This is a genomic window from Exiguobacterium sp. UBA3491 (genome assembly GCF_002377745.1).
Classification (GTDB): Bacteria; Bacillota; Bacilli; order Exiguobacteriales; family Exiguobacteriaceae; genus Exiguobacterium_A.
Genome location: NZ_DFQK01000009.1, coordinates 30832 through 53620, shown reverse-complemented (window position 1 = coordinate 53620; position 22789 = coordinate 30832). Strand labels below are relative to the sequence as shown.

General features: G+C 48.2%; 18 protein-coding genes, 1 other RNA gene, 1 pseudogene and 1 other annotated feature. Of the genes and pseudogenes, 18 read left to right on the top strand and 2 right to left on the bottom strand.

Translation table 11 applies throughout. The features are described 5' to 3' along the window. Positions 1-18 precede the first annotated feature (18 nt). The 13 genes and pseudogenes from tgt to B4F99_RS01780 all read left to right on the top strand — a co-directional run bounded on the left by tgt (position 19) and on the right by B4F99_RS01780 (position 16179). Positions 19-1173 (top strand): tRNA guanosine(34) transglycosylase Tgt, encoded by a 1155-nt coding sequence (gene tgt, locus B4F99_RS01840; protein WP_290755055.1) that lies wholly within the window; start codon positions 19-21, stop codon positions 1171-1173. A gap of 72 nt (positions 1174-1245) precedes the next feature. Then, positions 1246-1536 carry a preprotein translocase subunit YajC gene (gene yajC / locus B4F99_RS01835; protein ID WP_214853065.1) on the top strand — a complete coding sequence of 97 codons (291 nt, stop codon included), beginning with the start codon at positions 1246-1248 and terminating at the stop codon, positions 1534-1536. A 156-nt stretch (positions 1537-1692) separates the two neighbouring features. Continuing rightward, positions 1693-3901 (top strand): annotated as a pseudogene (gene secD / locus B4F99_RS01830) (protein translocase subunit SecD). Between the two features lie 72 nt (positions 3902-3973). Further along, positions 3974-6283: a single-stranded-DNA-specific exonuclease RecJ gene (recJ, locus tag B4F99_RS01825; protein WP_290754955.1), complete on the top strand. Its 2310-nt coding sequence runs from the start codon at positions 3974-3976 to the stop codon at positions 6281-6283. Next, positions 6262-6780 carry an adenine phosphoribosyltransferase gene (locus B4F99_RS01820; protein WP_035406521.1) on the top strand — a complete coding sequence of 173 codons (519 nt, stop codon included), beginning with the start codon at positions 6262-6264 and terminating at the stop codon, positions 6778-6780. The genes recJ and B4F99_RS01820 overlap by 22 nt, the downstream gene beginning before the upstream one ends. Before the next feature lie 141 nt (positions 6781-6921). Further along, positions 6922-9120: a RelA/SpoT family protein gene (locus B4F99_RS01815; RefSeq protein ID WP_290754952.1), complete on the top strand. Its 2199-nt coding sequence runs from the start codon at positions 6922-6924 to the stop codon at positions 9118-9120. Positions 9121-9134: 14 nt separating this feature from the next. Next, positions 9135-9584, top strand: coding sequence for a D-aminoacyl-tRNA deacylase (gene dtd, locus B4F99_RS01810; RefSeq protein ID WP_214853089.1), 450 nt, complete (start codon positions 9135-9137; stop codon positions 9582-9584). Positions 9585-9629: 45 nt separating this feature from the next. After that, positions 9630-9851 (top strand) — a binding site (T-box leader). A gap of 42 nt (positions 9852-9893) precedes the next feature. Beyond that, on the top strand, positions 9894-11174 hold the full coding sequence (gene hisS / locus B4F99_RS01805; RefSeq protein ID WP_214853092.1) for a histidine--tRNA ligase: 1281 nt from the start codon (positions 9894-9896) through the stop codon (positions 11172-11174). Further along, complete coding sequence (aspS, locus tag B4F99_RS01800) at positions 11171-12937, top strand: aspartate--tRNA ligase (protein ID WP_035406533.1); 1767 nt, start codon at positions 11171-11173, stop codon at positions 12935-12937. Before hisS ends, aspS begins: the two co-directional genes overlap by 4 nt. Before the next feature lie 62 nt (positions 12938-12999). Beyond that, positions 13000-13584: a DNA-3-methyladenine glycosylase gene (locus tag B4F99_RS01795; protein ID WP_290754948.1), complete on the top strand. Its 585-nt coding sequence runs from the start codon at positions 13000-13002 to the stop codon at positions 13582-13584. A gap of 289 nt (positions 13585-13873) precedes the next feature. Continuing rightward, entirely contained in the window at positions 13874-15058 is a 1185-nt protein-coding gene (locus B4F99_RS01790; RefSeq protein ID WP_290754946.1) for a DASH family cryptochrome, read from the top strand. A gap of 73 nt (positions 15059-15131) precedes the next feature. Further along, a non-coding RNA gene (ssrS, locus tag B4F99_RS01785) (6S RNA) lies at positions 15132-15321 on the top strand. Between the two features lie 93 nt (positions 15322-15414). Continuing rightward, positions 15415-16179 (top strand): tRNA threonylcarbamoyladenosine dehydratase, encoded by a 765-nt coding sequence (locus B4F99_RS01780; protein WP_023468920.1) that lies wholly within the window; start codon positions 15415-15417, stop codon positions 16177-16179. A 10-nt stretch (positions 16180-16189) separates the two neighbouring features. On the opposite strand, the gene B4F99_RS01775 is transcribed toward B4F99_RS01780, so the two are convergent. Beyond that, positions 16190-17527, bottom strand: coding sequence for a replication-associated recombination protein A (locus B4F99_RS01775; protein WP_290754944.1), 1338 nt, complete (start codon positions 17525-17527; stop codon positions 16190-16192). Between the two features lie 60 nt (positions 17528-17587). On the opposite strand from B4F99_RS01775, the gene cymR reads away from it, so the two are divergent. The 4 genes from cymR to B4F99_RS01755 are packed head-to-tail and all read left to right on the top strand — an operon-like array spanning position 17588 to position 20953. After that, positions 17588-17995: a cysteine metabolism transcriptional regulator CymR gene (cymR, locus tag B4F99_RS01770; protein ID WP_290755053.1), complete on the top strand. Its 408-nt coding sequence runs from the start codon at positions 17588-17590 to the stop codon at positions 17993-17995. Between the two features lie 13 nt (positions 17996-18008). Beyond that, a complete protein-coding gene (locus B4F99_RS01765; protein WP_396136358.1) occupies positions 18009-19136 on the top strand; it encodes a cysteine desulfurase family protein in 1128 nt (375 codons plus the stop codon). Between the two features lie 16 nt (positions 19137-19152). Continuing rightward, entirely contained in the window at positions 19153-20274 is a 1122-nt protein-coding gene (gene mnmA / locus B4F99_RS01760) for a tRNA 2-thiouridine(34) synthase MnmA (RefSeq protein WP_290754942.1), read from the top strand. 13 nt (positions 20275-20287) lie between these two features. Further along, positions 20288-20953 carry a tetratricopeptide repeat protein gene (locus tag B4F99_RS01755; RefSeq protein WP_058703823.1) on the top strand — a complete coding sequence of 222 codons (666 nt, stop codon included), beginning with the start codon at positions 20288-20290 and terminating at the stop codon, positions 20951-20953. Positions 20954-20997: 44 nt separating this feature from the next. Here B4F99_RS01755 and B4F99_RS01750 read toward each other — a convergent pair whose 3' ends face one another. Beyond that, positions 20998-21546, bottom strand: coding sequence for a VOC family protein (locus tag B4F99_RS01750; protein WP_290754940.1), 549 nt, complete (start codon positions 21544-21546; stop codon positions 20998-21000). A 116-nt stretch (positions 21547-21662) separates the two neighbouring features. Between B4F99_RS01750 and B4F99_RS01745 the strand changes: the two genes are divergently transcribed. Then, positions 21663-22789: helix-hairpin-helix domain-containing protein (locus B4F99_RS01745; RefSeq protein ID WP_290754938.1), on the top strand; the 1127-nt coding region annotated here is incomplete at its 3' end.

Genomic DNA, 22789 nt, shown 5'->3' with positions numbered 1-22789 from the left:
GTACGAGGAACGAAACTAATGACAAAACACGCGGTAACATATGAACATATCAAGACATGTAAACAATCCGGAGCGCGGTTAGGAATCGTCCACACGCCGCACGGTAGTTTTGAGACACCGGTCTTCATGCCGGTCGGAACACAAGCGACGGTCAAGACGATGGCACCGGAACAAATCAAGGACATGAACGCGAACATCATCCTCGCGAACACGTACCATTTATGGGTGCGTCCTGGACACGATGTCATCAAGGAAGCAGGGGGTCTGCATAAATTCATGAACTGGGATGGCGCGATTCTCACGGACTCAGGTGGTTTCCAAGTCTTCTCACTCGCTGATCTCCGGAATATTTCGGAAGAAGGCGTTCATTTTCGTAACCATTTAAACGGTGACAAACTGTTCTTATCACCAGAAAAAGCAATGGAAATCCAGAATGCACTCGGTTCAGACATCATGATGGCGTTTGATGAGTGCCCACCGTATCCAGCTTCTCACGAGTACATGAAAGCATCTGTTGAACGGACAAGCCGCTGGGCAGAACGTTGTCTTGCAGCGCATGAACGTCCACATGATCAAGCGCTGTTCGGTATCATCCAAGGCGGAGAATACGAAGACTTACGTCGTCAAAGTGCAAAAGACCTCATTGCGCTTGATTTCCCGGGTTATGCGGTCGGTGGTCTATCGGTCGGAGAACCGAAAGACGTCATGTACCGTGCGCTCGAATTCACGACACCACTCATGCCGGAAGACAAACCGCGTTATTTGATGGGCGTTGGTTCACCGGACGCGTTGATTGAAGGCGCGATTCGCGGAATCGATATGTTCGATATGTTCGATTGTGTCTTACCAACACGAATTGCACGAAACGGAACGTTAATGACCTCAAAAGGTCGTCTTGTCGTTCGGAACGCGAAATATGCACGTGATTTCCGTCCGCTCGATGAGAACTGTGATTGCTACGCGTGTAAGAATTACTCACGTTCGTACATCCATCACTTGATTCGTGCGCAAGAAACGTTCGGTCTTCATCTGTGTTCGACACACAATCTTCACTTCCTCGTCAAGTTGATGGAAGGCGTTCGTCAAGCGATTCGTGAGGATCGTCTGCTCGATTTCAAGGAAGAATTCTTCGAAGAATACGGTTACAATTTACCGAACGCAAAGAATTTCTAACAAATCGTCTGACAAATCAATCCTTTCACGGTATAATGAACGTGATTTGAATGATAAAAGGAGCTGAATATGATGCAACAATTATTGACATTCCTCCCGATGATCTTGATCTTCGTGGTGTTCTATTTCTTGTTGATCCGTCCACAGAACAAACGCCAGAAGCAAGTGCGTCAGATGCAAAATGAACTCTCACGCGGCGATTCGATCGTAACGATCGGTGGTCTTCACGGGGTTGTCCAAAAAGTGGACGACACGACGGTGACATTGAAGTCAGGAAACGCACAATTGACATTCAACCGAAGTGCTGTGGCAGAAGTGACGAAAAAATCAACGACTGTCATGGGCGACGAAACGGTCGAATAAGGCATTGAAAAGACGCTTTCCGGATTCCGGAGCGTCTTTTCTGTTTATATATGAGAAAAACGTTTGCTAAGATTACCATTTCTTTTGTAAGCTAGGGTAGGAGAACAAAGTTGTCTGAAAATATACTGGGAACTAGAGAAAGGACAATGTAGCATGATCAAGAAAGGGAAACTTGCCACATTCTTCATCGTCGTCATCGCGTTGCTCGTGCTGATCGGTACGACATCGTCATGGTTGCTGAAGGATACGAAGCTTGGCCTTGACCTTAAAGGTGGCTTCGAAGTCTTGTATGAAGTACAACCACTGAAAGAAGGAGACGTCATCGACCAAAATGCGATGAGTGCCACATTGACGGCAATTGAGAACCGTGTCAACGTTCTCGGTGTCTCTGAACCGGATATTCGGATCGAAGGTAACAACCGGATTCGTGTTCAACTTGCTGGCGTCAAGGATCAGACGGAAGCGCGTCAAATCCTATCTTCGACAGCACAATTGTCATTCCGTGACATCAACGATAAGTTGTTGCTTGACGGTTCAGACTTAAAAGCTAAAGGAGCAAAAGTCGGATATGATCCGAATACGAATGAACCACTCGTCGAATTGACGATGAAGTCAAAACAGAAATTTTATGAAGTAACTCAAAAAGTCTCACAAATGCAAGCACCGGCGAACCGCCTTGTCATCTGGCTCGATTACGAAAAAGGTGATACGTACGAAAAAGAGATTCAAAAGAAGAATTCGAAAATCGTTTCGGATGCATCGGTCACTCAACCAATCAACTCGGATAAGGCAATCATTTCCGGTGGCGATATCGATGCCGAGTATGGTAAACAATTGTCCTCAATCCTTAACGCAGGAGCACTGCCGGTCAAACTCGAGGAAATCTACTCGACGTCGGTCTCTGCTGCTTTTGGACAGGACGCACTTGATCAGACGCTCTTCGCCTCAGCAATCGGTGTAGCTGCAGTCTTCTTGTTCATGCTACTGTTCTACCGGGTCTCTGGATTCGTTTCGATTATTACGTTGCTGTTCTACATCTATCTCGTCATGATCTTCTTTAACGGGATCAATGCTGTCCTCACATTACCGGGGATTGCGGCACTCGTTCTTGGAGTCGGGATGGCGGTCGATGCGAACATCATCACTGCTGAGCGGATCAAGGATGAATTACGAAGTGGTAAATCCGTCTTGTCCGCATTTAAAGCCGGTAACCGTCGTTCATTCGGTACGATTCTTGATGCCAACTTAACGACGTTGATCTCTGCTGGTGTGTTGTACTACTTTGGTACAAGTACGGTCAAAGGATTCGCCATCATGTTGATGGTTTCGATCGCCGTCACGTTCGTCACGAACGTTTTTGTCTCACGTTACCTGATGCAACTCCTTGTCAGTAGCCGATGGTTCGATAAGAAGAAATCATGGTTCGGTGTAAAGGAGAGTGAAATCCGTGAGCTTTAATCCTACGAAATTCGATTACGTCAAACATCGTAAAATCTATTTCGCAATCACGATTGCGCTTGTCATCGTGTCGGTCCTTTTGTTGTCGTTCCGTGGTCTGAACCTCGGGATCGACTTCACGCAAGGTACACGCGTCGAGATTTCTTCTGAGAATCAAATCAAGGAAGCCGATGTCCGCTCTGTCATTGAAGAGTCAGGCATTGATGCTGCGGAAATCGATGGCATCCAATTTGCTCAAGGTGGAAAACTAGCGAACGTCACGTTCGTTGGGGAATTCAGCCAAAATCAAATCTCTAAAATGAAACAAACGATTGAAACGGAATATAAGAAAGAACCGAGTATCTCGACGGTTTCGGCACAAGTTGGTCAAGAAATCGCGCGTAACGCGATTTATGCCGTCTTACTCGCGTCACTTGGGATCGTCATCTATGTCTCGTTCCGATTCCAACCGTTATACGGGATTGCGACAGTGCTTGCACTATTGCACGATGCATTGATGATTGTCGCCTTCTTCTCGCTGTTCCAGATTGAGGTCAACCTGTACTTTATCGCAGCGATTCTGACGATCATCGGGTATTCTGTCAACGATACGATCGTTACGTTCGACAGGGTGCGAGAAAATCTCGGACTTGCTGAAAAAGGTGGACGGAAAGTCTCATTTGATGAATTGGCACACATCGTCAATGAATCGATTCAACAAACGATCATTCGCTCGATCAATACGGTCGTCACGGTCATCATGACGGCAGCGGCACTCTACATCTTCGGTAGTGAGGCAATCCGTGGATTCAGTCTCGCCCTGCTTGTCGGTTTGATCATGGGGATGTATTCTTCGATCTTCATCGCCGCGCAGCTCTGGCTCGTCATGAAAGGTCGGACACTTGGTCGCACAAAACGCGCTTCTTAAAAGAGTATCCGCATCAGCTATCGCTGGTGCGGATTTTCAATTATAATGGGGAAGTTGATTGGAGGGTTTGAGATGTACCATGCTAAAAAAACATGGCTTGATAAAGTCATCGATTCAGAACAAATCGAACAATTGACGGCGGATGGCACGATCTCACCGCACGTCGCACAATTACTTGTCCAACGGGGATTCACGACACGTGAAGCTGCTCGTGATTTTTTAGAGACGGATCAAATGGCATTCCACGATCCATTTGCTTTTAAAGACATGCCGAAAGTCGTTGAACGGATTCAACGTGCCGTCAACGAAGGTGAGATGATTTTAATTTACGGTGATTATGACGTCGATGGTGTGAGTTCCGCTGCGATTCTCTGGCATGCCTTGATTGAAATTGGAGGGATGGCAGAGTGTTATATCCCAAACCGATTCACGGAAGGCTATGGACCGAATGAAGCAGCATTTCGCTGGGCAGCGGAAGAAGGGTTTAGTCTCGTCATCACTGTCGACTGTGGGATTTCCGGTATCCACGAAGCAGATGTCCTGAAGGAACTCGGGGTCGATTTAATCATCACCGATCACCACGAAGCCAAAGAAACGTTACCCGATGCCTTTGCCTTGATCCATCCAGGTGTCGATCCAGACTATCCGTTCTCAAAACTTGCTGGGGCAGGCGTCGCCTTTAAAGTCGCACATGCTCTCCTTGATCGTGAACCAGTCGAATTACTCGATCTTGCCGTGCTCGGAACGATTGCCGATCTTGTCCCGCTCGTCGGCGAAAACCGCTTGCTTGCGATTCGTGGAATCGAGGCGCTAAACGCAAGTGAACGTCCAGGTATCCTTGCGTTACGTGACGTCTGCAGTTTAACTGAGGACGAACTAACGGAAGAGTCGGTCGGATTTGCATTCGGTCCACGGATCAATGCAGCAGGTCGTCTTGATTCTGCGATGCCAGCGCTCGAGATGTTGCTAGCAGAAAGTAAAGATGAAGCACTTCATCTCGCGAAACAACTCGACCAACAAAATAAACAACGTCAAGATATCGTCAAGCAGATTGCGGAGGAAGCAACGGCGCTTGTCGAGGAACGCTTCAAGGATGACCGCGTCCTCGTCGTCGATGCGGCAGACTGGAACCCAGGTGTCGTCGGCATCGTCGCCTCGCGACTCGTTGAAAAATATCATCGTCCTGTCATCATGCTGTGTCATGATGCTGAAAAAGGAACAGCGAAGGGTTCTGGACGGTCGATTCCAGCCTTTGACCTCTTCGCTGAACTGACGAAATGTGAAGATATCTTGCCGCATTTCGGAGGACATCCGGCTGCTGCCGGCATGACGCTCTCTTCCGATGACGTTGAGACGTTACGTCAACGCTTGAATGAACAAGCGAGCACGTTACCGGATGACGCGTTCATCGCGACAATCGATGTCGACCTACGTCTACACGTCAGTGATGTCTCGATTCAGTTGATTGAAGACATTCAGCGACTGGCACCGTTCGGGATGGGAAACCCCGCGCCACGGATTGTCATTGAGCAGGCGAAGATTCGCGATATGAAACGGATCGGTCGTGATCTGACGCATGTCAAGGCACTCCTATCAGGCGACGGGAAGGAACTCGATGCAATCGGCTTCGGCTTCGGCGACCTCGTCGATGAAGTTTCAACCTTATCGGAGATTCACTTGATGGGCAGTCTGAACATCAATGAATGGAATGGTTTCCGTAAACCTCAATTGATGATTCAAGACGTCGCTGTCGAAGATGTTCAAGTATTTGATTACCGTGGAGGTAAGCGTCCGCTGAGCGATCTATTTGCCTTACCGCACGAGACGACGACATTCGTCGCCTTTACCGATGAGATGAAGGAGAAATACACTGAACGTCCATTGAATGGTCCGATTCGACAAAACATCGTCTTTCTTGACCTGCCGGAAGAGGAAGCAGCATTTTATCCATATGTGCAACAAGCAGAGCGGATTTATTGTGCCTTTAAGGATGAAGGCTATTATTTCGAGACGATTCCATCGCGTGAGGACTTCAAACAGTACTTCCAGTATTTTGCGAAATGTCCACGGGATGAGCTCCGGATAGGTCTCGTACGTTTGTCAAAATCGCGAAAATGGACGAAACGATCGATTAACTTTATGCATTCGGTATTCTCGGAACTTGATTTTCTTGTTACAATGGAGGACGGGCTGCCGGGTGTGAACCCAAATGCTGCAAAACGAGATCTGACGGAAGCACCGACATACCAGCGTCATGAAGCGCGTCAAGAGCTCGAGCAACAATACATTTATTCGTCACTCGCTCAGTTGAAAGAGCGTTTTGATACTTTGGTAGAAGCGGCGAAGCAGGAGGAAAAGACATGGAGTTCAAACAGCATATAAAAGAGGTCGAGAATTGGCCGAAAGAAGGAATCAGTTTCAAGGACATCACATCACTCATGCAAAACGGACCGGCGTATAAACAATCGGTCGATGCGCTCGTTGAGTATGCACGCAGTAAAGGCGCAGATGTCATCGCAGGTCCAGAAGCACGTGGATTCGTCGTTGGTTGCCCAGCAGCTTACGCGATGGAAATCGGATTCGTTCCTGTTCGTAAAGAAGGAAAATTACCGCGTGAGACAGTCCGTGTCGAGTATGGTCTTGAGTACGGAAAAGACGTCTTGACGATGCACGAAGATGCAATCCAACCGGGACAACGCGTCGTCATCCTTGACGATTTGCTTGCGACAGGTGGTACGATCGAAGCAACGATCCAAATGATCGAAAAATTAGGCGGAACAGTTGCCGGAATCGGATTCTTAATTGAACTCGATGGTCTTGGCGGGCGTGAGAAACTCGAAGGATATGACATTCTTTCATTGATTCGCTACGAAGACTGAAGACACTATACTCTCTTGGTACTTGATGACCAAGGGGGTATTTCTTTTTATTTTGACATCTTCTCAAGATTTCACGATAATAAGAATTATATATTAGGGATTCCGTTGCAGACGATCCCGGGGACTGGGTGAGGAAAAGGGATGACAAATAAACAAATCGTAAATGTAGAAGACCTTCTCGCTCGATGTGCGGAATACATGACGCAAGTTGAAGTCAAAGACATCGAACGTGCTTACCAATTCGCGAAAGACGAACATGATGGACAATTCCGCCGTTCAGGGGAACCGTACATCATTCATCCGGTACAAGTTGCCGGTATCTTAGTCGATATTGGTTTGGATGCAACGACGATCGTCGCTGCGCTTCTTCATGATGTCGTCGAAGATACGGACATTACACTCGAAGAATTATCCGAACGATTCGGACCCGACGTTGCGATGCTCGTCGATGGCGTCACGAAACTCGGGAAAATTAAATATAAATCGAAGCGCGAAGAGTTAGCTGAGAACCATCGGAAGATGTTCATCGCGATGGCGGAAGACATTCGTGTCATCTTGATCAAACTGGCTGACCGTTTGCACAATATGCGGACGTTGCAACATATGGTCAAGGAAAAGCAAGTGCAAAAAGCAGAAGAGACGCTTGAAATCTTCGCGCCACTTGCACATCGTCTCGGGATTTCGACGATCAAATGGGAACTCGAGGACATCAGTTTGCGCTACATCAATCCGCAACAATACTACCGGATCGTTTCGATGATGAAACAAAAACGGACGGAACGAGAAGCGCTCGTTAGTTCGGTTATTGAAGAGGTCAATGAAGTACTCGATGATGTACAGATTGCAGCGGAAGTCGATGGACGTCCGAAGCATATCTATTCCATTTATAATAAGATGCAAAACTCGAAAAAAGAGTTCAGTGAAATCTATGATTTGATGGCTGTTCGCATCATTGTTGACTCGATCAAAGATTGTTACGCTGTACTCGGAATCATTCATACGCAGTATAAACCGATGCCGGGACGCTTCAAGGATTATATCGCGATGCCGAAGCCGAACATGTATCAATCGCTGCATACGACGGTCATCGGACCGAAAGGCGAGCCGCTCGAGGTCCAAATTCGGACGCGAGACATGCATTTCATTGCCGAGTACGGGATTGCCGCTCACTGGGCGTATAAAGAAGGTAAGGAACAGGAAGCAAAATCTGGGTTTGAGGATAAGATTGCTCACTTCCGCGAGATTTTGGAGTTACAGAAGGACACGGCAGATGCCGAGGAATTCATGGAATCGGTCAAAGTCGACTTCTTCAGTGACATGCTGTACGTCTTCACACCAAAAGGTGACGTCATCGAGTTGCCGAAAGGTTCTGTTCCGATTGATTATGCCTACCGAATTCATACGGAAATTGGTCACCGGACGATCGGAGCGAAAGTCAACGGACGGATGGTACCGATCGACTATAAGCTAAAGACAGGTGACATCATCGAAATTGTCACGTCGAAGCATAGTTATGGTCCAAGTAAGGATTGGCTCAAGATTTGTGTGTCGAGTCAGGCGAAAAATAAAATCCGTCAATGGTTCAAACGTCAGCAACGCGAAGAGAACGTCTCAAAAGGACGGGAACTGATCGAAGCAGAAGTGAAGAAGCTTGGCTTTGAGCCGAAAGAAGTCATCAATGAGAAGACGCTCGAAGACGTGACGCGGAAGTTCAACTTCTCGCAAGAAGAAGACATGTACGCTGCTGTTGGCTATCATGGTCTGACTGCTGCCCAAGTCGCGCATAAATTAACGGAAAAATTACGCAAAGACAAAGAATCCAAAAATCTAGAACTGAACGAAGCAATCAGTGAGATGAAGACGTTCGATCGTCCGAAAAAGGAAAATCCGGAAGGGGTTCGGGTCAAAGGCATCGATAACATGCTCGTTCGCATGAGTCGTTGTTGTAATCCGGTTCCAGGGGACGATATCGTCGGATATATCACGCGTGGGCGTGGCGTCTCAATTCATCGGACGGACTGTTTGAACGTCATTCACGAACAAAATCCAGAACGTCTGCTCGAAGTCGAGTGGGAACATGAAGGTAAAGCCGTCAAGAGTTATAACGTCGAAATCGAAATTTCTGGATTTGACCGGGCAGGATTGTTGAATGATGTCTTGCAGTCGGTATCTGCAACGAATACGAACATCGTCGCTGTCAGTGGGAAGGGCGACGACAGTAAACAAGCCAAAATCACGATGACGATTGCGATCAATAATGTCAATCATCTACAAAAAGTCGTCGATCGAATTAAACAAATCTCTGACGTGTATGCTGTACATCGCGTCATGATGACGTAAGGAGCGGATCCGTCGTGCGAGTTGTATTACAACGAGTCAAAGAAGCAAGTGTCACAGTCAATCAGGAGGTCATCGGTCAAATCAAGCAAGGATTTCTCTTGCTCGTCGGTGTCACACACGAAGACACGATCGATCAGGTGAACTGGTTAGCTGATAAAATCGCAGGACTCCGTGTGTTTGAAGATGAGGAAGAACGGATGAATCGCTCGTTACAGGATGTCGACGGTCAGATTCTATCCGTCTCGCAGTTCACGCTGTATGGTGATGTCAAAAAAGGACGTCGTCCAGCCTTCACGGAAGCGGCGAAACCGGATGTTGCCAATGAGTTGTATGAAGCGTTCAATGAACGTCTTCGTGCGCAAGGACTGACGGTCGAGACAGGTCAGTTCGGTGCCATGATGGATATCGCGCTCATTAATGATGGACCTGTAACGTTGATTCTTGAAAAAGAAGCAAACGCTTGACAGGAACCGAGAGACGAGGCAATATTAGACGTAACCAAATGATTCATACGACCGAAGACGAAGAGGAGTAATCAAGACCTCGTCTGCTTAGAGAGTCGCCCCTTGGCTGAAAGGGCGAACAGACGAACTCGATGAAAGACCCTTCCGAGGTATCTTCCTGAACCGATAGTAGGGAAGGTCGTACGCAGGCGTTAACTGCACCGAGTGGTCAAATGTGATTTGACAACCAGGGTGGTACCACGGGATCTTCAAGTTCTCGTCCCTTTGCGGACGAGAACTTTTTTGTATTCAAAAAAGGAGGAATTTGAGATGAAATTACCACGCGGTACGTTTGATGTCCTTCCAGGAACAGTCGAACGTTGGCAGTACATCGAACAACAATTACGTGAAATTAGTAAGCGTTACAACTATAAGGAAATCCGGACGCCGATTTTTGAGGAGACAGAACTTTTCAAACGTGGCGTTGGTGAGACGACGGATATCGTTCAAAAAGAGATGTTCATGCTTGAGAAACGCGGAAAAGACCAGTTGACGTTACGCCCGGAAGGAACGGCTGCCGTCGTTCGTTCATTCGTGACGAACAAACTTTTCGGTTCACCGAACCAACCAACGAAATTGTTCTATATCGGCCCGATGTTCCGTTATGAACGTCCGCAAGCAGGACGTTTCCGTCAGCTCCACCAATACGGAGTTGAAGCACTCGGAAGTGAACAACCGGCCATCGATGCGGAAGTCATCAGTCTCGCGATGAGCATCTACCGTTCATTCGGATTGAAGCATCTTAAACTGGTCATCAACACGCTCGGGGATAACGAAAGTCGCGCCGCACACCGGGCAGCACTTGTCGCTCACTTTAAACCAGTCGTTCACGAATTATGTCAGGACTGTCAGAACCGTCTCGAAACGAATCCACTTCGTGTCCTTGATTGTAAGGTCGACCGCGATCACCCGAGCATGGCAACAGCACCATCGATTCTCGATTACTTAAACCCGGCATCAAAAGCGTATTTCGACGAAGTTTTGCTTCACTTAGATGCACTCGGCATCGAGTATGTCGTTGACCCGACGCTCGTTCGCGGAATCGACTATTACAATCACACGGCGTTTGAAATCATGTCTGAAGCAGAAGGCTTCGGAGCAATCACGACACTGTGTGGTGGTGGTCGTTACAACGGTCTCGTCGAACAGATCGGTGGACCAGCAACACCGGGAATCGGATTCGGAATCGGTATCGAGCGTTTATTGATGGCGCTTGAGAATGAGAACGTCTTACCGGCAGTCGACGATCAAATCGACGTCTTCATCGTCGCGCAAGGCAGTGACGAAGTCGAAAAGACAGCAACACGTCTCTTACAATTGATGCGTCTTGAAGGACTTGTCGCGGATCGCGATTATCTCGGTCGGAAGTTCAAAGGACAATTTAAGGCAGCAGATCGCTTGAAAGCACGTTACACGGTCATCCTCGGGGATGAAGAAGTCGAGCGTGGTGCAGCTGCCCTCAAAAACATGGCTACAGGGGAACAGACGGACGTTCCGTTATCAGCAGTCGCTGATACGATCGTCGCGAAATTAAAGGAGGAAGCACAATGATCGGACGCACGCATATGAACGGACAGGTGACAGAAGAAGTCATCGGACAACACGTTCAACTTAAAGGATGGGTTCAAAAACGACGTGACTTAGGAGGATTGATCTTCCTTGATCTCCGTGACCGTAGTGGCATCGTCCAAATCGTCTTCCAACCGGAAAACGAGCAGGCACACCGTCTTGCCGAATCGATTCGTTCGGAATATGTCCTCGATATTAAAGGACATGTCATCGCACGTGAGAATCCGAACCCGAACATTCCGACTGGACAAGTCGAGGTCGTCGCGGATGAAGTCGTCATCTTAAACGCAGCGAAGATGACACCGTTCCCGATCAGTGAAGAAGCGGAGCAGACGTCAGAAGATTTACGTCTTAAATACCGTTACCTCGACTTGCGTCGCCCATCGCTCCAAGAGACATTCCGTCTCCGTTCGAAAGCATCGAACATCATGCGGAACTTCCTCGATGAGCAAGACTTCCTTGAAGTCGAGACACCGATCTTAACGAAATCAACGCCAGAAGGCGCACGTGACTATCTCGTCCCAAGCCGGGTTCACCCGGGCGAGTTCTACGCCTTGCCACAATCTCCACAATTGTTCAAACAATTGCTGATGGTGTCTGGTTTTGAGCGGTACTTCCAAATCGCACGTTGTTTCCGTGATGAAGACTTACGTGCAGACCGTCAACCTGAATTCACGCAAGTCGACATCGAGACAAGCTTCATGGACATCGAAGACTTGTATGCCATGATGGAGTCGATGATGACACGCGTCATGAAAGAAACGCTCGGAAAAGATATCGTGACACCATTCCCACGGATGCCGTATGCAGAAGCAATGAGCCGGTATGGTTCGGATAAACCGGATACACGCTTCGGTCTCGAATTGATCGATGTCGCGGATGCCGTCAAAGGAGCAGGATTCAAAGTATTCGATATGGCACTTGAAGCAGGTGGAGAAGTCAAAGCATTGAACGTCAAAGGTGCAGCTGAACGCTTCTCACGAAAAGACATCGATAAGTTACAAGAATTTACGGCGATTTACGGTGCAAAAGGTCTCGCATGGGTCAAAGTGACAGCGGACGGATTGAATGGTCCAATCGCGAAGTTCTTCGACGAAGAAGCAACCGCTCGCTTGACAGCGGCGACAGATGCGGAAGCAGGCGACTTGTTGTTGTTCGTCGCAGCAAAAGCATCGATCGTAGCAGACAGCTTAGGTGCGCTCCGTCAGAAGTTGGCGAAGGAACTCGACTTAATTGATGAGTCGGTCTTCAACTTCCTTTGGGTGACAGACTTCCCACTTGTCACGTACGAAGAAGAAGATGGTCGTTTCTATGCGAATCACCACCCGTTCACGATGCCGCGTCGTGAGGATCTCGAATTGCTCGAGACGGATCCTGGCAAAGTCCTCGCCGTCGCGTATGACCTCGTCTTAAACGGATATGAGCTCGGCGGTGGATCACAACGGATTTATGAACGGGATATCCAGGAGCGGATGTTCAAGTTGCTTGGCTTCTCAGAAGAAGAAGCAAACGAGCAATTCGGCTTCTTGATGGAAGCATTCGAATACGGAACACCACCACATGCGGGGATCGCACTTGGTCTAGACCGTCTCGTCATGTTACTCGCAGGGCGTTCGAACTTGCGTGATACAATTGCCTTCCCGAAAACAGCATCAGCAAGTGATCTGTTGACGGCAGCACCAAGCCCAGTCTCGGATGCGCAATTAAATGATCTCTCAATTCGTACAGCAGTCAAACAATCTTAAGTCACGACAAGCGAATCTTCCGGTATGGGAGGTTCGCTTGTTTCATGAAGGAGGGCGAACGGATGGAACGACACTTTTTTGAACGGTCTCCAGTTGAAGTCGGACCAGACTTCTTAGGAACACACATCACGGTCGATGAGGTAACGATGCGAATCGTCGAGGTCGAAGCCTATCTCGGTCCTCACGATCAAGCGGCACACTCGTTTTCCGGTAAACCAACGAAACGAACGGCACCGATGTTCGGTCCACCCGGACATTTATATGTTTATTTCACGTATGGTATGCATCACTGTATGAATATCGTTTGTGGACATGAAGGGGAAGGATACGGACTGCTGTTACGAGGTGCCGAAATCATCAGAGGGCACGATCTTGTCGCTGAACGCCGTTTTGGTTGTTCCTACGCGGAATTGACTGCGATTCAAAGACGAAATCTCGTCAATGGACCGGCAAAATTGTGCCAAGGATTCGGTCTAACGACTGCTGATTCAGGTCAGGATCTTTATCAAGACCGGTTTCGACTCGTTGCCGACCCGGTCGATGCAATCGTCCAGACGACACGCATTGGTATTCCAAATGCTGGAGAAGCGACGGCCTATCCATGGCGTTTTTATGTCGACGCGAGTGAAGGTGTCAGTAAACGTTAAAAAATGGACGCTCCGATCAGGAAGCGTCCATTTTTTATTTAGGATTGTTGATTGATTTTTTAGCTTGTTGTTTTTTATAGAATTTATAAACGATTGGTCCAACCGTCGTTACAAGCGTCACTAATGTTCTGAGTTTACCGCGTTTTGCAGCCATTGATCCATTCACTCCTCTGATTTGTTGTAGTAATCATATTCCACGAAAACAACGTCTTAAAACCTCGTCGGCACATCGATTGGTTTTCTAAGTCCCTTGGTCGGGTCATAGTATAAGAGAAGGGAGCCGATCAATATGGGAGCAGTCGTCTGGTACCGCAATGATTTGCGTGTCGATGATCATGAAGCACTTCGAAGCGCATGCGAAGAACAAGATACGATTCGGGCAGTATACGTTAAAAATCATAAGGAACAGCTGTTTGAAAGAGGCGCACAACAAGCGAAATTCGAAGAAGAGTCATTAGCGAATTTAGCCGATCATTTGTCTCAAATCGGAATTGCATTAGATATTTTAGAGGGGAAGGTGAATGAGGCACTTGATTCTTATCTCCAAACGGATGATACCGTCTATTTCCATAAGATGACTGGAATAGAAGAAGCGGCAAGTGAGCAGTATGTCAAAGACAGATATACAGTCCGTTCTTTTGAGACACAGACACTACATCGCCGGGAAGATATCGGAAGTGACGAACTGAAGCGCGTCTTTACAGCGTTTCGAAAACGTGTCGAGGCGAAAGGAACCTTCTACGATCCACTTGATCCACCAACCGGTATTCGATTAATAAGGGAGGAATCAGTCAAAGCGGATCCAGAGATCGCGTTCCCGTTCCGTGGTGGAGAATCAACGGGGAGAGCACGTCTTCAAGAATACCTGGCTGAGCCTGTATTCACCTATAAAGAAACACGTAATGGTTTTTTGCGAGATGATTCTTCGAAGTTATCTGCCTGGCTAGCGAACGGATCGCTGTCACCGCGTCGCGTCATGGCTGAATTGCAGGAAGCCGAGCGAAAAAAGGGAGCAAATGAATCAACGTATTGGTTGTATTTCGAACTGTTATGGCGTGACTTTTTCCATTTAACGATGCGTGAGACAGGAAGCCGTCTGTTCCGGTCGAGTGGATTACAAGACGGTCAATACACGTGGAAGACGGACCAGCTAGCTGTCGAACGTTGGATAGAAGGAAAGACCGGTGTTCCGTTCGTCGATGCCTTCATGAACGAGATTCGCGAGACGGGATGGATGTCGAACCGCGGCAGACAAATCGTTGCCAGTTATCTGATTCATGAATTAAAGCAGGACTGGCGCATCGGAGCACGATATTTCGAACAACAGTTGATCGACTATGATGTCGCTTCGAACTATGGCAACTGGGCGTTCATCGCGGGTGTTGGGAATGCAACACGCACACCACGATTTGATCCCGCATTCCAACAACAACGATATGATCCGAATCAACAGTTCACGAAACGTTGGACCTAAAAAAGCATCTTTTTCTGGAGTGGGAAGTAGTTGCATTTCAGAGGGGAGGATGCTATATTAAATGCATCAGATGGGGTTCCTGAATTGTACGAGAGCCGCCTTTTATCTTTGAGCCACTCTTTTTTGATAGGGAGTTTGACGTTCCAACTAGTAGTACATGCCTCGCAACACAGCAGGAGGACGTACGAATAGGAATCGGATAAGACACCCACCTGCACAGCAGGTTCAAAAATAAGGTATCGACACGGCACTTCGGGTCCCATCGTCTTATTATTTTATTGTTCGACACGTCGCATGACGTTTTTTTTTATGATATAATTCCGAGTAAAACAGTATGAGTATTGTGAGGTTATGAGATGTTACATCAATTTTCGCGTAATGAACTAGCAATCGGTAAAACTGGACTTGACGCATTGGCATCCAAGTCTGTCGCTATTCTGGGAATCGGCGGTGTTGGTTCGTTCTCAGCAGAAGCGCTTGCCCGTAGTGGTGTAGGTCGTTTGATTCTCGTCGATAAGGATGATATCGATATTACAAACGTTAACCGACAAATTCATGCCTTGCTTCCGACGGTCGGTCAGCCGAAGGTCGATGCGATGGCAGAACGTCTTGCGTTAATCAATCCAGACCTTGAAATCGTTCGTTTAAAGATGTTCTACAATGAAGAAACATTCGAGTCGTTCTTTGAACAGCAGCCGGATTATGTCATCGATGCATCGGACACGGTCTCGTTCAAAATTCACTTGATTCAAGAATGTAAGAAACGTAACATTCCGATCATTTCGAGCATGGGGATGGCAAACAAGATGGATCCGACACGCATTAAGATCGTTGACATCAAAGATACAAGTTATGATCCATTAGCGAAGGTCATCCGGACGAAACTTCGAAAAGCCGGTATTCATAAAGGCGTTCCTGTTGTCTTTTCCGATGAACCGCCCGTTAAGATCATTGAAGAAGTCCGTCAAGTTGTCGGAAACGATGCAGCTGCGATTCGTAAAGCGAAGATGCCGCCGAGTTCGAACGCATTCGTGCCTTCAGTTGGTGGATTGATTGCAGCGAGCTACGTCATCAATGAGATCGTCCGTGAAGCTGGCGTGACGATCGAACGCGTTCGTTAAAAAAGCGACCTTATGGTCGCTTTTTCTGATGTGTGGCTGTTTGTTTGTTCCAAAAATCGAGTCGAGCCTGCAGTTGTTTTTCAAAACCGCGTGGGCTTGGACGATAAAAGATGGGTTTGGTCCGGGCAAGGTTTTCTGGCCAATAATTCTGTGGCACATAGGCATGTTCGAAGTCGTGTGGATATTGGTAGGTGACGCCATTCCCAAGTGCCGCTGCACCCGGATGATGGGCATCGCGCAGGTGTGGGGGAACAGGTCCACCATCTGAACGACGGACGAGCGTCAATGCTTGGTCAATGGCTGAGATGACGGCATTCGATTTCGGTGCTGTCGCGAGATATAAGACCGTTTCAGCGAGCGGAATCCGAGCTTCCGGGAAACCAACGTATTCGCACGCGCGCGCACAGGCATCGACCATCAATAACGCTTGCGGATCAGATAGACCGATGTCTTCTGCCGCATGGACATAGAGACGACGAACGATGAAACGGGGACTTTCACCGGCTTCAATCATGACGGCGAGCCAGTAGAGCGCGGCGTCCGGATCGGAACCACGAATCGATTTAATGAAAGCGGAGATGACATCATAATGACGATCGCCGTCCTTATCATACTTCAATGCCTTTTGCTGAATCGATTCCTCCGCGACAGCGAGATCGATCGTGATTTGACCATCGATTTCCGGAGTCGTCAAGACGGCGAGTTCGAGCGCATTCAATAATGCCCTGTAATCGCCATCTGACAACTTGACGTAATGATCGATCGCGTCCTCCGTGATCGTGATCGGATATTTGCCAAGACCACGCTCTTCGTCCTTCAGGGTTCGGTCGAGGACGATTCGTAAATCGTCTGCCGTCGGGGGCTCGAAACGAAATACCGTTGCTCGTGATAAGAGAGCAGCATTGACTTCAAAACTCGGATTTTCAGTCGTCGCACCGATCAACGTGATCGTACCCGCCTCAAGTGCCGGCAGTAAGGCGTCTTGCTGCATCTTATTGAACCGATGGATCTCATCGAGAAAGAGGATCGTTTTTTGATCCTCGAACTGAAGACGAGCCTCGGCTGCTTTTAAAATCTCCCGTAATTGTTCCAGTTTTGCCGTGACCGCATTCAATTGCTCGAATGCTGATTTCGTATAACTGGAAATGACACGTGCGAGCGTCGTCTTACCGGTGCCCGGTGGACCGTAAAAAATGACGGTCCCGAGACGGTCGGCTAAGATGGCGCGCCGCAAAAGCGTCGTCTCTCCGATTAGATGGCGTTGTCCGACGATTTCATCCAGATTCTGCGGACGCATCCGATTTGCGAGCGGTCCGGCAGGAGACTGGGATTCAAATAAATGTGCCATACACATACGCTCCTTCCACTTTTAGCTACTACTATACTAGAAAGGATGATCCTTCGCATGATGAAAATCTCGACGAAAGGGCGATATGGTCTGACGATCATGATCGCACTCGCAAAAGAAGCTGAATCAAAACCATTGTCCTTAAAAAAAATCGCCCAGATGTATGATTTATCAGAGCACTACCTCGAGCAATTGATCGCACCACTTCGAAATGGGGGTCTCGTCAAAAGTGTCCGCGGCGCTTATGGCGGGGATAAGCTCGGTCGTGAAGCACAAAACATTACGGCGGGTGAAATCATCCGCCTGCTTGAAGGACCACTCGTCGTCGTCGAAGTCGATGCTTGTGACGAGGTCACGAAACGCAAACTTTGGGATAAAATCCAACAAGCGGTCGATCAAGTACTCGATTCAACGACACTACAAGACTTAGCAGAAGAAGACGATACAGGATACATGTTCTATATTTGAGAGGTGAATACGAATGAATTACTTTGACCATTCGGCGACGACGCCGATGCGTCCAGAAGTCCTTGAGGCGATGACGCCTTATTTGCTCGAACAGTACGGGAATCCATCAAGTGTCCATGCGGCTGGTCGTTCTGCTCGGGCGGCGATCGACAATGCACGCCGACAGATCGCACAAGAATTAAATGCGAAACCAACCGAACTGATTTTCACGAGTGGTGGAACGGAGTCGGATAACTACGCCATCTTCGGTGCGGCTGAGGCAGCGCTTGAAAAAGGGCGTCATCTCATTACGACACGGTTTGAGCATCATGCCGTACTCCGTGCGTTCGAAGAGCTTGAAAAGCAAGGCTATGATGTCACATATCTCGATGTACCGTCGTCTGGCGTTGTGTCGTTGACTGCCTTACAAGAAGCAGTTCGGGAAGATACGATACTCGTCTCGATCATGTTTGGTAACAATGAAGTCGGAACGATCCAGCCAATTGCGACATTCGGTCAATTTTTACGGGAACGCGGTATTTTGTTTCATACGGATGCGGTGCAAGTGTTCGGCAAACAAGCAATCGATGTTGAAGCGTTACAGGTCGATCTCTTATCCGCGTCTGCTCATAAAATTAACGGTCCAAAGGGAATCGGACTATTGTACGTGCGGACTGGTGTGAAGTTAGCACCTCACACGTTCGGCGGAGAACAAGAACGCAAGCGTCGTGCTGGTACAGAGAACGTACCGGGAATCGTCGGTTTAGCGAAGGCGCTCGAACTGATGGTAGCGGAGCGTGATCAACAACAGGATCAGATCACACAGTTGCGTACCGTCTTGCTGACTCGATTAGATGAAAGTGGTATCAAGTATGAAGTCAACGGTATCGAGGGATTACCGAATGTCCTCAATCTTTATTTCCCGCAAATCGAGATCGAACCGTTCTTGATCATGCTCGATATGCGGCAGATGGCGGTATCGAGTGGGAGTGCATGTACGGCAGGGTCTGTCGAACCTTCGCATGTCCTGTCGGCGATGTATGGCGAAGATGAACGAACGCGCGCATCTGTTCGGATCAGCTTTGGGCACGGAAATGATGTTCCGCAAGTCGAACTACTCGCACAAGCCTTGCAAGATGTCGTAAAATCGTTTCAGAATTAACTAAGAGGTGAAATGAATGAATACACGAGCGAAAGCCCCGAGTGAAACGACAGTCGTCGTTGGGATGTCGGGCGGTGTCGATTCGTCTGTGACGGCTCATTTATTAAAAGAGCAAGGCTATAACGTCATCGGGATCTTCATGAAAAACTGGGATGACACGGATGAGAACGGCTTTTGTACGGCGACGGAAGATTATGAAGACGTCATCGCCGTAGCCAATCAAATCGGCATTCCGTATTATGCGGTCAATTTTGAAAAAGAGTACTGGGATAAGGTCTTCACGTACTTCCTCGATGAATATAAACTCGGTCGGACACCGAATCCAGACGTCATGTGTAACAAGGAAATCAAGTTCAAAGCGTTCCTCGATCACGCGATGCGCCTTGGTGCCGATTTCGTCGCAACAGGTCATTATGCACGTGCTATCTATGAAGATGGAGAACATAAATTGCTTCGAGGCGTGGATGCAAATAAAGATCAAACGTATTTCTTGAATCAATTGTCGCAAGAGCAAATCGCGAAGGCGATGTTCCCAATCGGTCACATGGAAAAATCAGAAGTGCGCCGGATTGCAGAAGAAGCGAACCTTGCAACAGCTAAGAAAAAAGACTCGACCGGTATTTGCTTCATTGGCGAGCGGAACTTTAAACAGTTCCTCGGTCAATACCTACCGGCACAACCCGGTGAGATGCGGACGCTTGACGGCAACGTCATGGGTCGTCACGATGGATTGATGTACTATACGATGGGGCAACGCCACGGGCTTGGTATCGGTGGAGACGGAGAACCTTGGTTCGTCGTCGGAAAAAACCTAAAAGAGAACATTCTCTATATCGATCAAGGATTCCATAACGAATTATTGTATTCGGAAGGATTACTTGCTTCAGATGTCAGTTGGACATCAGAACGTCCAGTCGGTGAGACATTCCGTTGCACAGCAAAATTCCGTTACCGTCAACAAGACACAGCCGTCACGGTTCGTGTCCTTGAAGATGGACTCGATGTTTCGTTTGACGAACGTCAACGGGCGATCACACCAGGACAAGCGGTCGTGTTCTATGATGGAGACATCTGCCTCGGTGGTGCGACGATCGATGCAGCCTATAAAGCAGGCGAACGCCTCGCTTATCTAGCGTAAGGAGCAAAAGAAGATGAACTATAATGAAGTAGGGTTCCGGCATCTAGAAGCTGGAAATTATGAATTAGCAGCGCAAGCTTTTAATGATGCGATCGAACAAAACCCAAAAGATCCGACAGCATACGTCAATCTTGGAACATTACTGCAATCGATGAACGACGCTGATCGTGCCCTTCGTTTTTATGACCGGGCACTGATGATCGATAATACGTTCGCGAGTGCCTATTATGCGAAAGGTGCTCTGTTCTTTGCTGCCGATCAACTCGTCGAAGCAGAGGAATCATTGCGCGCAGCCTTATTATATGGACTTGATGACGCTGATCTCCATTTCATGCTAGGGATGACGTATCAAAAACTCGGTGATCCAGTACGCGGCTTACCTCGTTTACAACGCGCGTCAGAACTAAACGGTGTCGATATCGAGATCGCATTCCAATACGGACTTGCCTTAGCGCAAAACGAGAAGTTGGAAGAAGCGGTCGAGATGTTCGAGCATGTCTTGATGCTGGACGAAACGCATACAGATGCACGCTATAACTATGCGATCGCCCTTGCCTTCCTCGGTCAACAGGAAGCGTGTTACGCAGAACTTGAAGCCGTTCTTGCCTATCAGCCGGAACACGCCCTTGCACGAGATGCGAAAGCGAAGATGGATGCGTTATTAAAACAAGCAGACTGATTCAAAAAAGACGATTCCAAATGGAGTCGTCTTTTTTACGCTATTTAATTCCCGACTTCACGAATGACGCGAAGTGGAGGTCCGGAAAAGTCTTCATAGGCTTCATCCATGTTTTTCGTATACAGTTCGATGACGTTATTTTCTGTATCCTTGAAATAAGCAGAATGCTCTTTTTGATTCGATGTCTCCTGTTCGTCCCATTCTCTGAGCTTCACGGTAATCGATGCTTCCCGCAATTGATTCAAGGCTTGCTGGAACTCGTTCTTTTCAACGTAAAAGGCACAATGAACATGGACACCACCTTCATCGTACAACGTGTCCCATTCGGACACTGGTAAGTGTTTGACGGTCCGTTCTTCCATCGTGAAGTCCCGTTTCAGCCACAGACCGAGTCGAGTGTTACCGCCGATGTAAAGCCACGTTGCCCAAACCCCGTCTTGTTTAGATTGTTCTTTACTTGGTTCCGCATCCTCAGGAGCCCATTGCTCGACGATCGGAATGCCAAGTGTCCCATTCCAAAAACCGACCGCACGGTCCATATCCTCGACTTCAAGTACTAATTCACACAATCCTGCAATCGGTAAACGTGCCATCCTTAAACTCCTCCTCTTAACGAAATGGTTCACGGTATCTTTCCCTGATTTAAAATCCGGTAAACGAATGCTATGATGAAAGCAGCGAATGAAAAAGAGAGAAAGAAGGTGGAGTGATGGAGCACCCCCATCAAGTCGTCGGGCGCGTCAAACGTGTGCTCTTTTCTTCTGAAGAAGAAGCACACTCCATTGTATTGGTCGCCGTCAAAGAAAAGAACTTTGAGTTAAAAGAAACCGAGCTCGTCATTACAGGTACAGGAGTCGGAATCGAACTCGGAGGAACGTATCAAGCATTCGGTCGTCTCGTTGATCATCCTCGCTTCGGAAAACAACTGAAGGCGGAGCTGATTCGTCGATCGGTTCCGATGACAAAACATGCGACGATCCGCTTCTTGACGAATGGTTCGTTCACCGGCATTGGTCCGAAGACAGCGAAAAATATCGTCGATGCTCTCGGAGAAGAGGCAGTGGATCTCATCTTGAAGGATGAACGGGTACTGAATCAGGTGCCTGGGTTAAAACAAAAACAAGCTGACATCATCTTGAGTCGACTCGCCACGTTATACGGTGTCGATCAATTAATGCTGTTTCTAGCGCCATTTGATGTCACACCGAAGCTAGCGGCAAAGATTTATGCTGCTTATGAAGGGGACGCGATGGCGCGAATACGAGAGAATCCATATTCCTTGATGTATGAAGTAAACGGGATTGGCTTTAAGACAGCCGATCATATTGCCGCGCACCTCGGACTCGTCGGGCTACACCCGGAGCGTGTCGCTGCTTCGATCATGCACATATTAGAACAAGAAGCGGGCGAGGGACATGCCTTCGCGACGGTCGACTCGCTATTGCAACGGGCACCCCGTCTGCTAGGGGAAGATCCGGGAGAGCGGCTGGAACAAGCGATCGAACTGTTGCTCGCTGAAGATAAGGTCAAGCTTGAAGAAGGTTGCTTGTATTTACCGACGATCTTTTATGCGGAAGTCCGCGCGGCGAAGGAACTAGCACGCGTCATGGCAAACGGAGCGGAACAAGAAGTCGATGTCGCGACAATCCTTGAAGCAATCGGGCACCTCGAAGAACAGTTCGGCATGGAATATGCCGCGCAACAGCGAGAAGCGATCGAGTTAGCGGTCAAAGCGCCGCTGATGGTCTTGACTGGTGGACCGGGTACCGGTAAGACGACTGTCATCAAGGGAATTTTGCATGCGTTGCAAGAAATTCATGACTGGCCGCTTGAGAA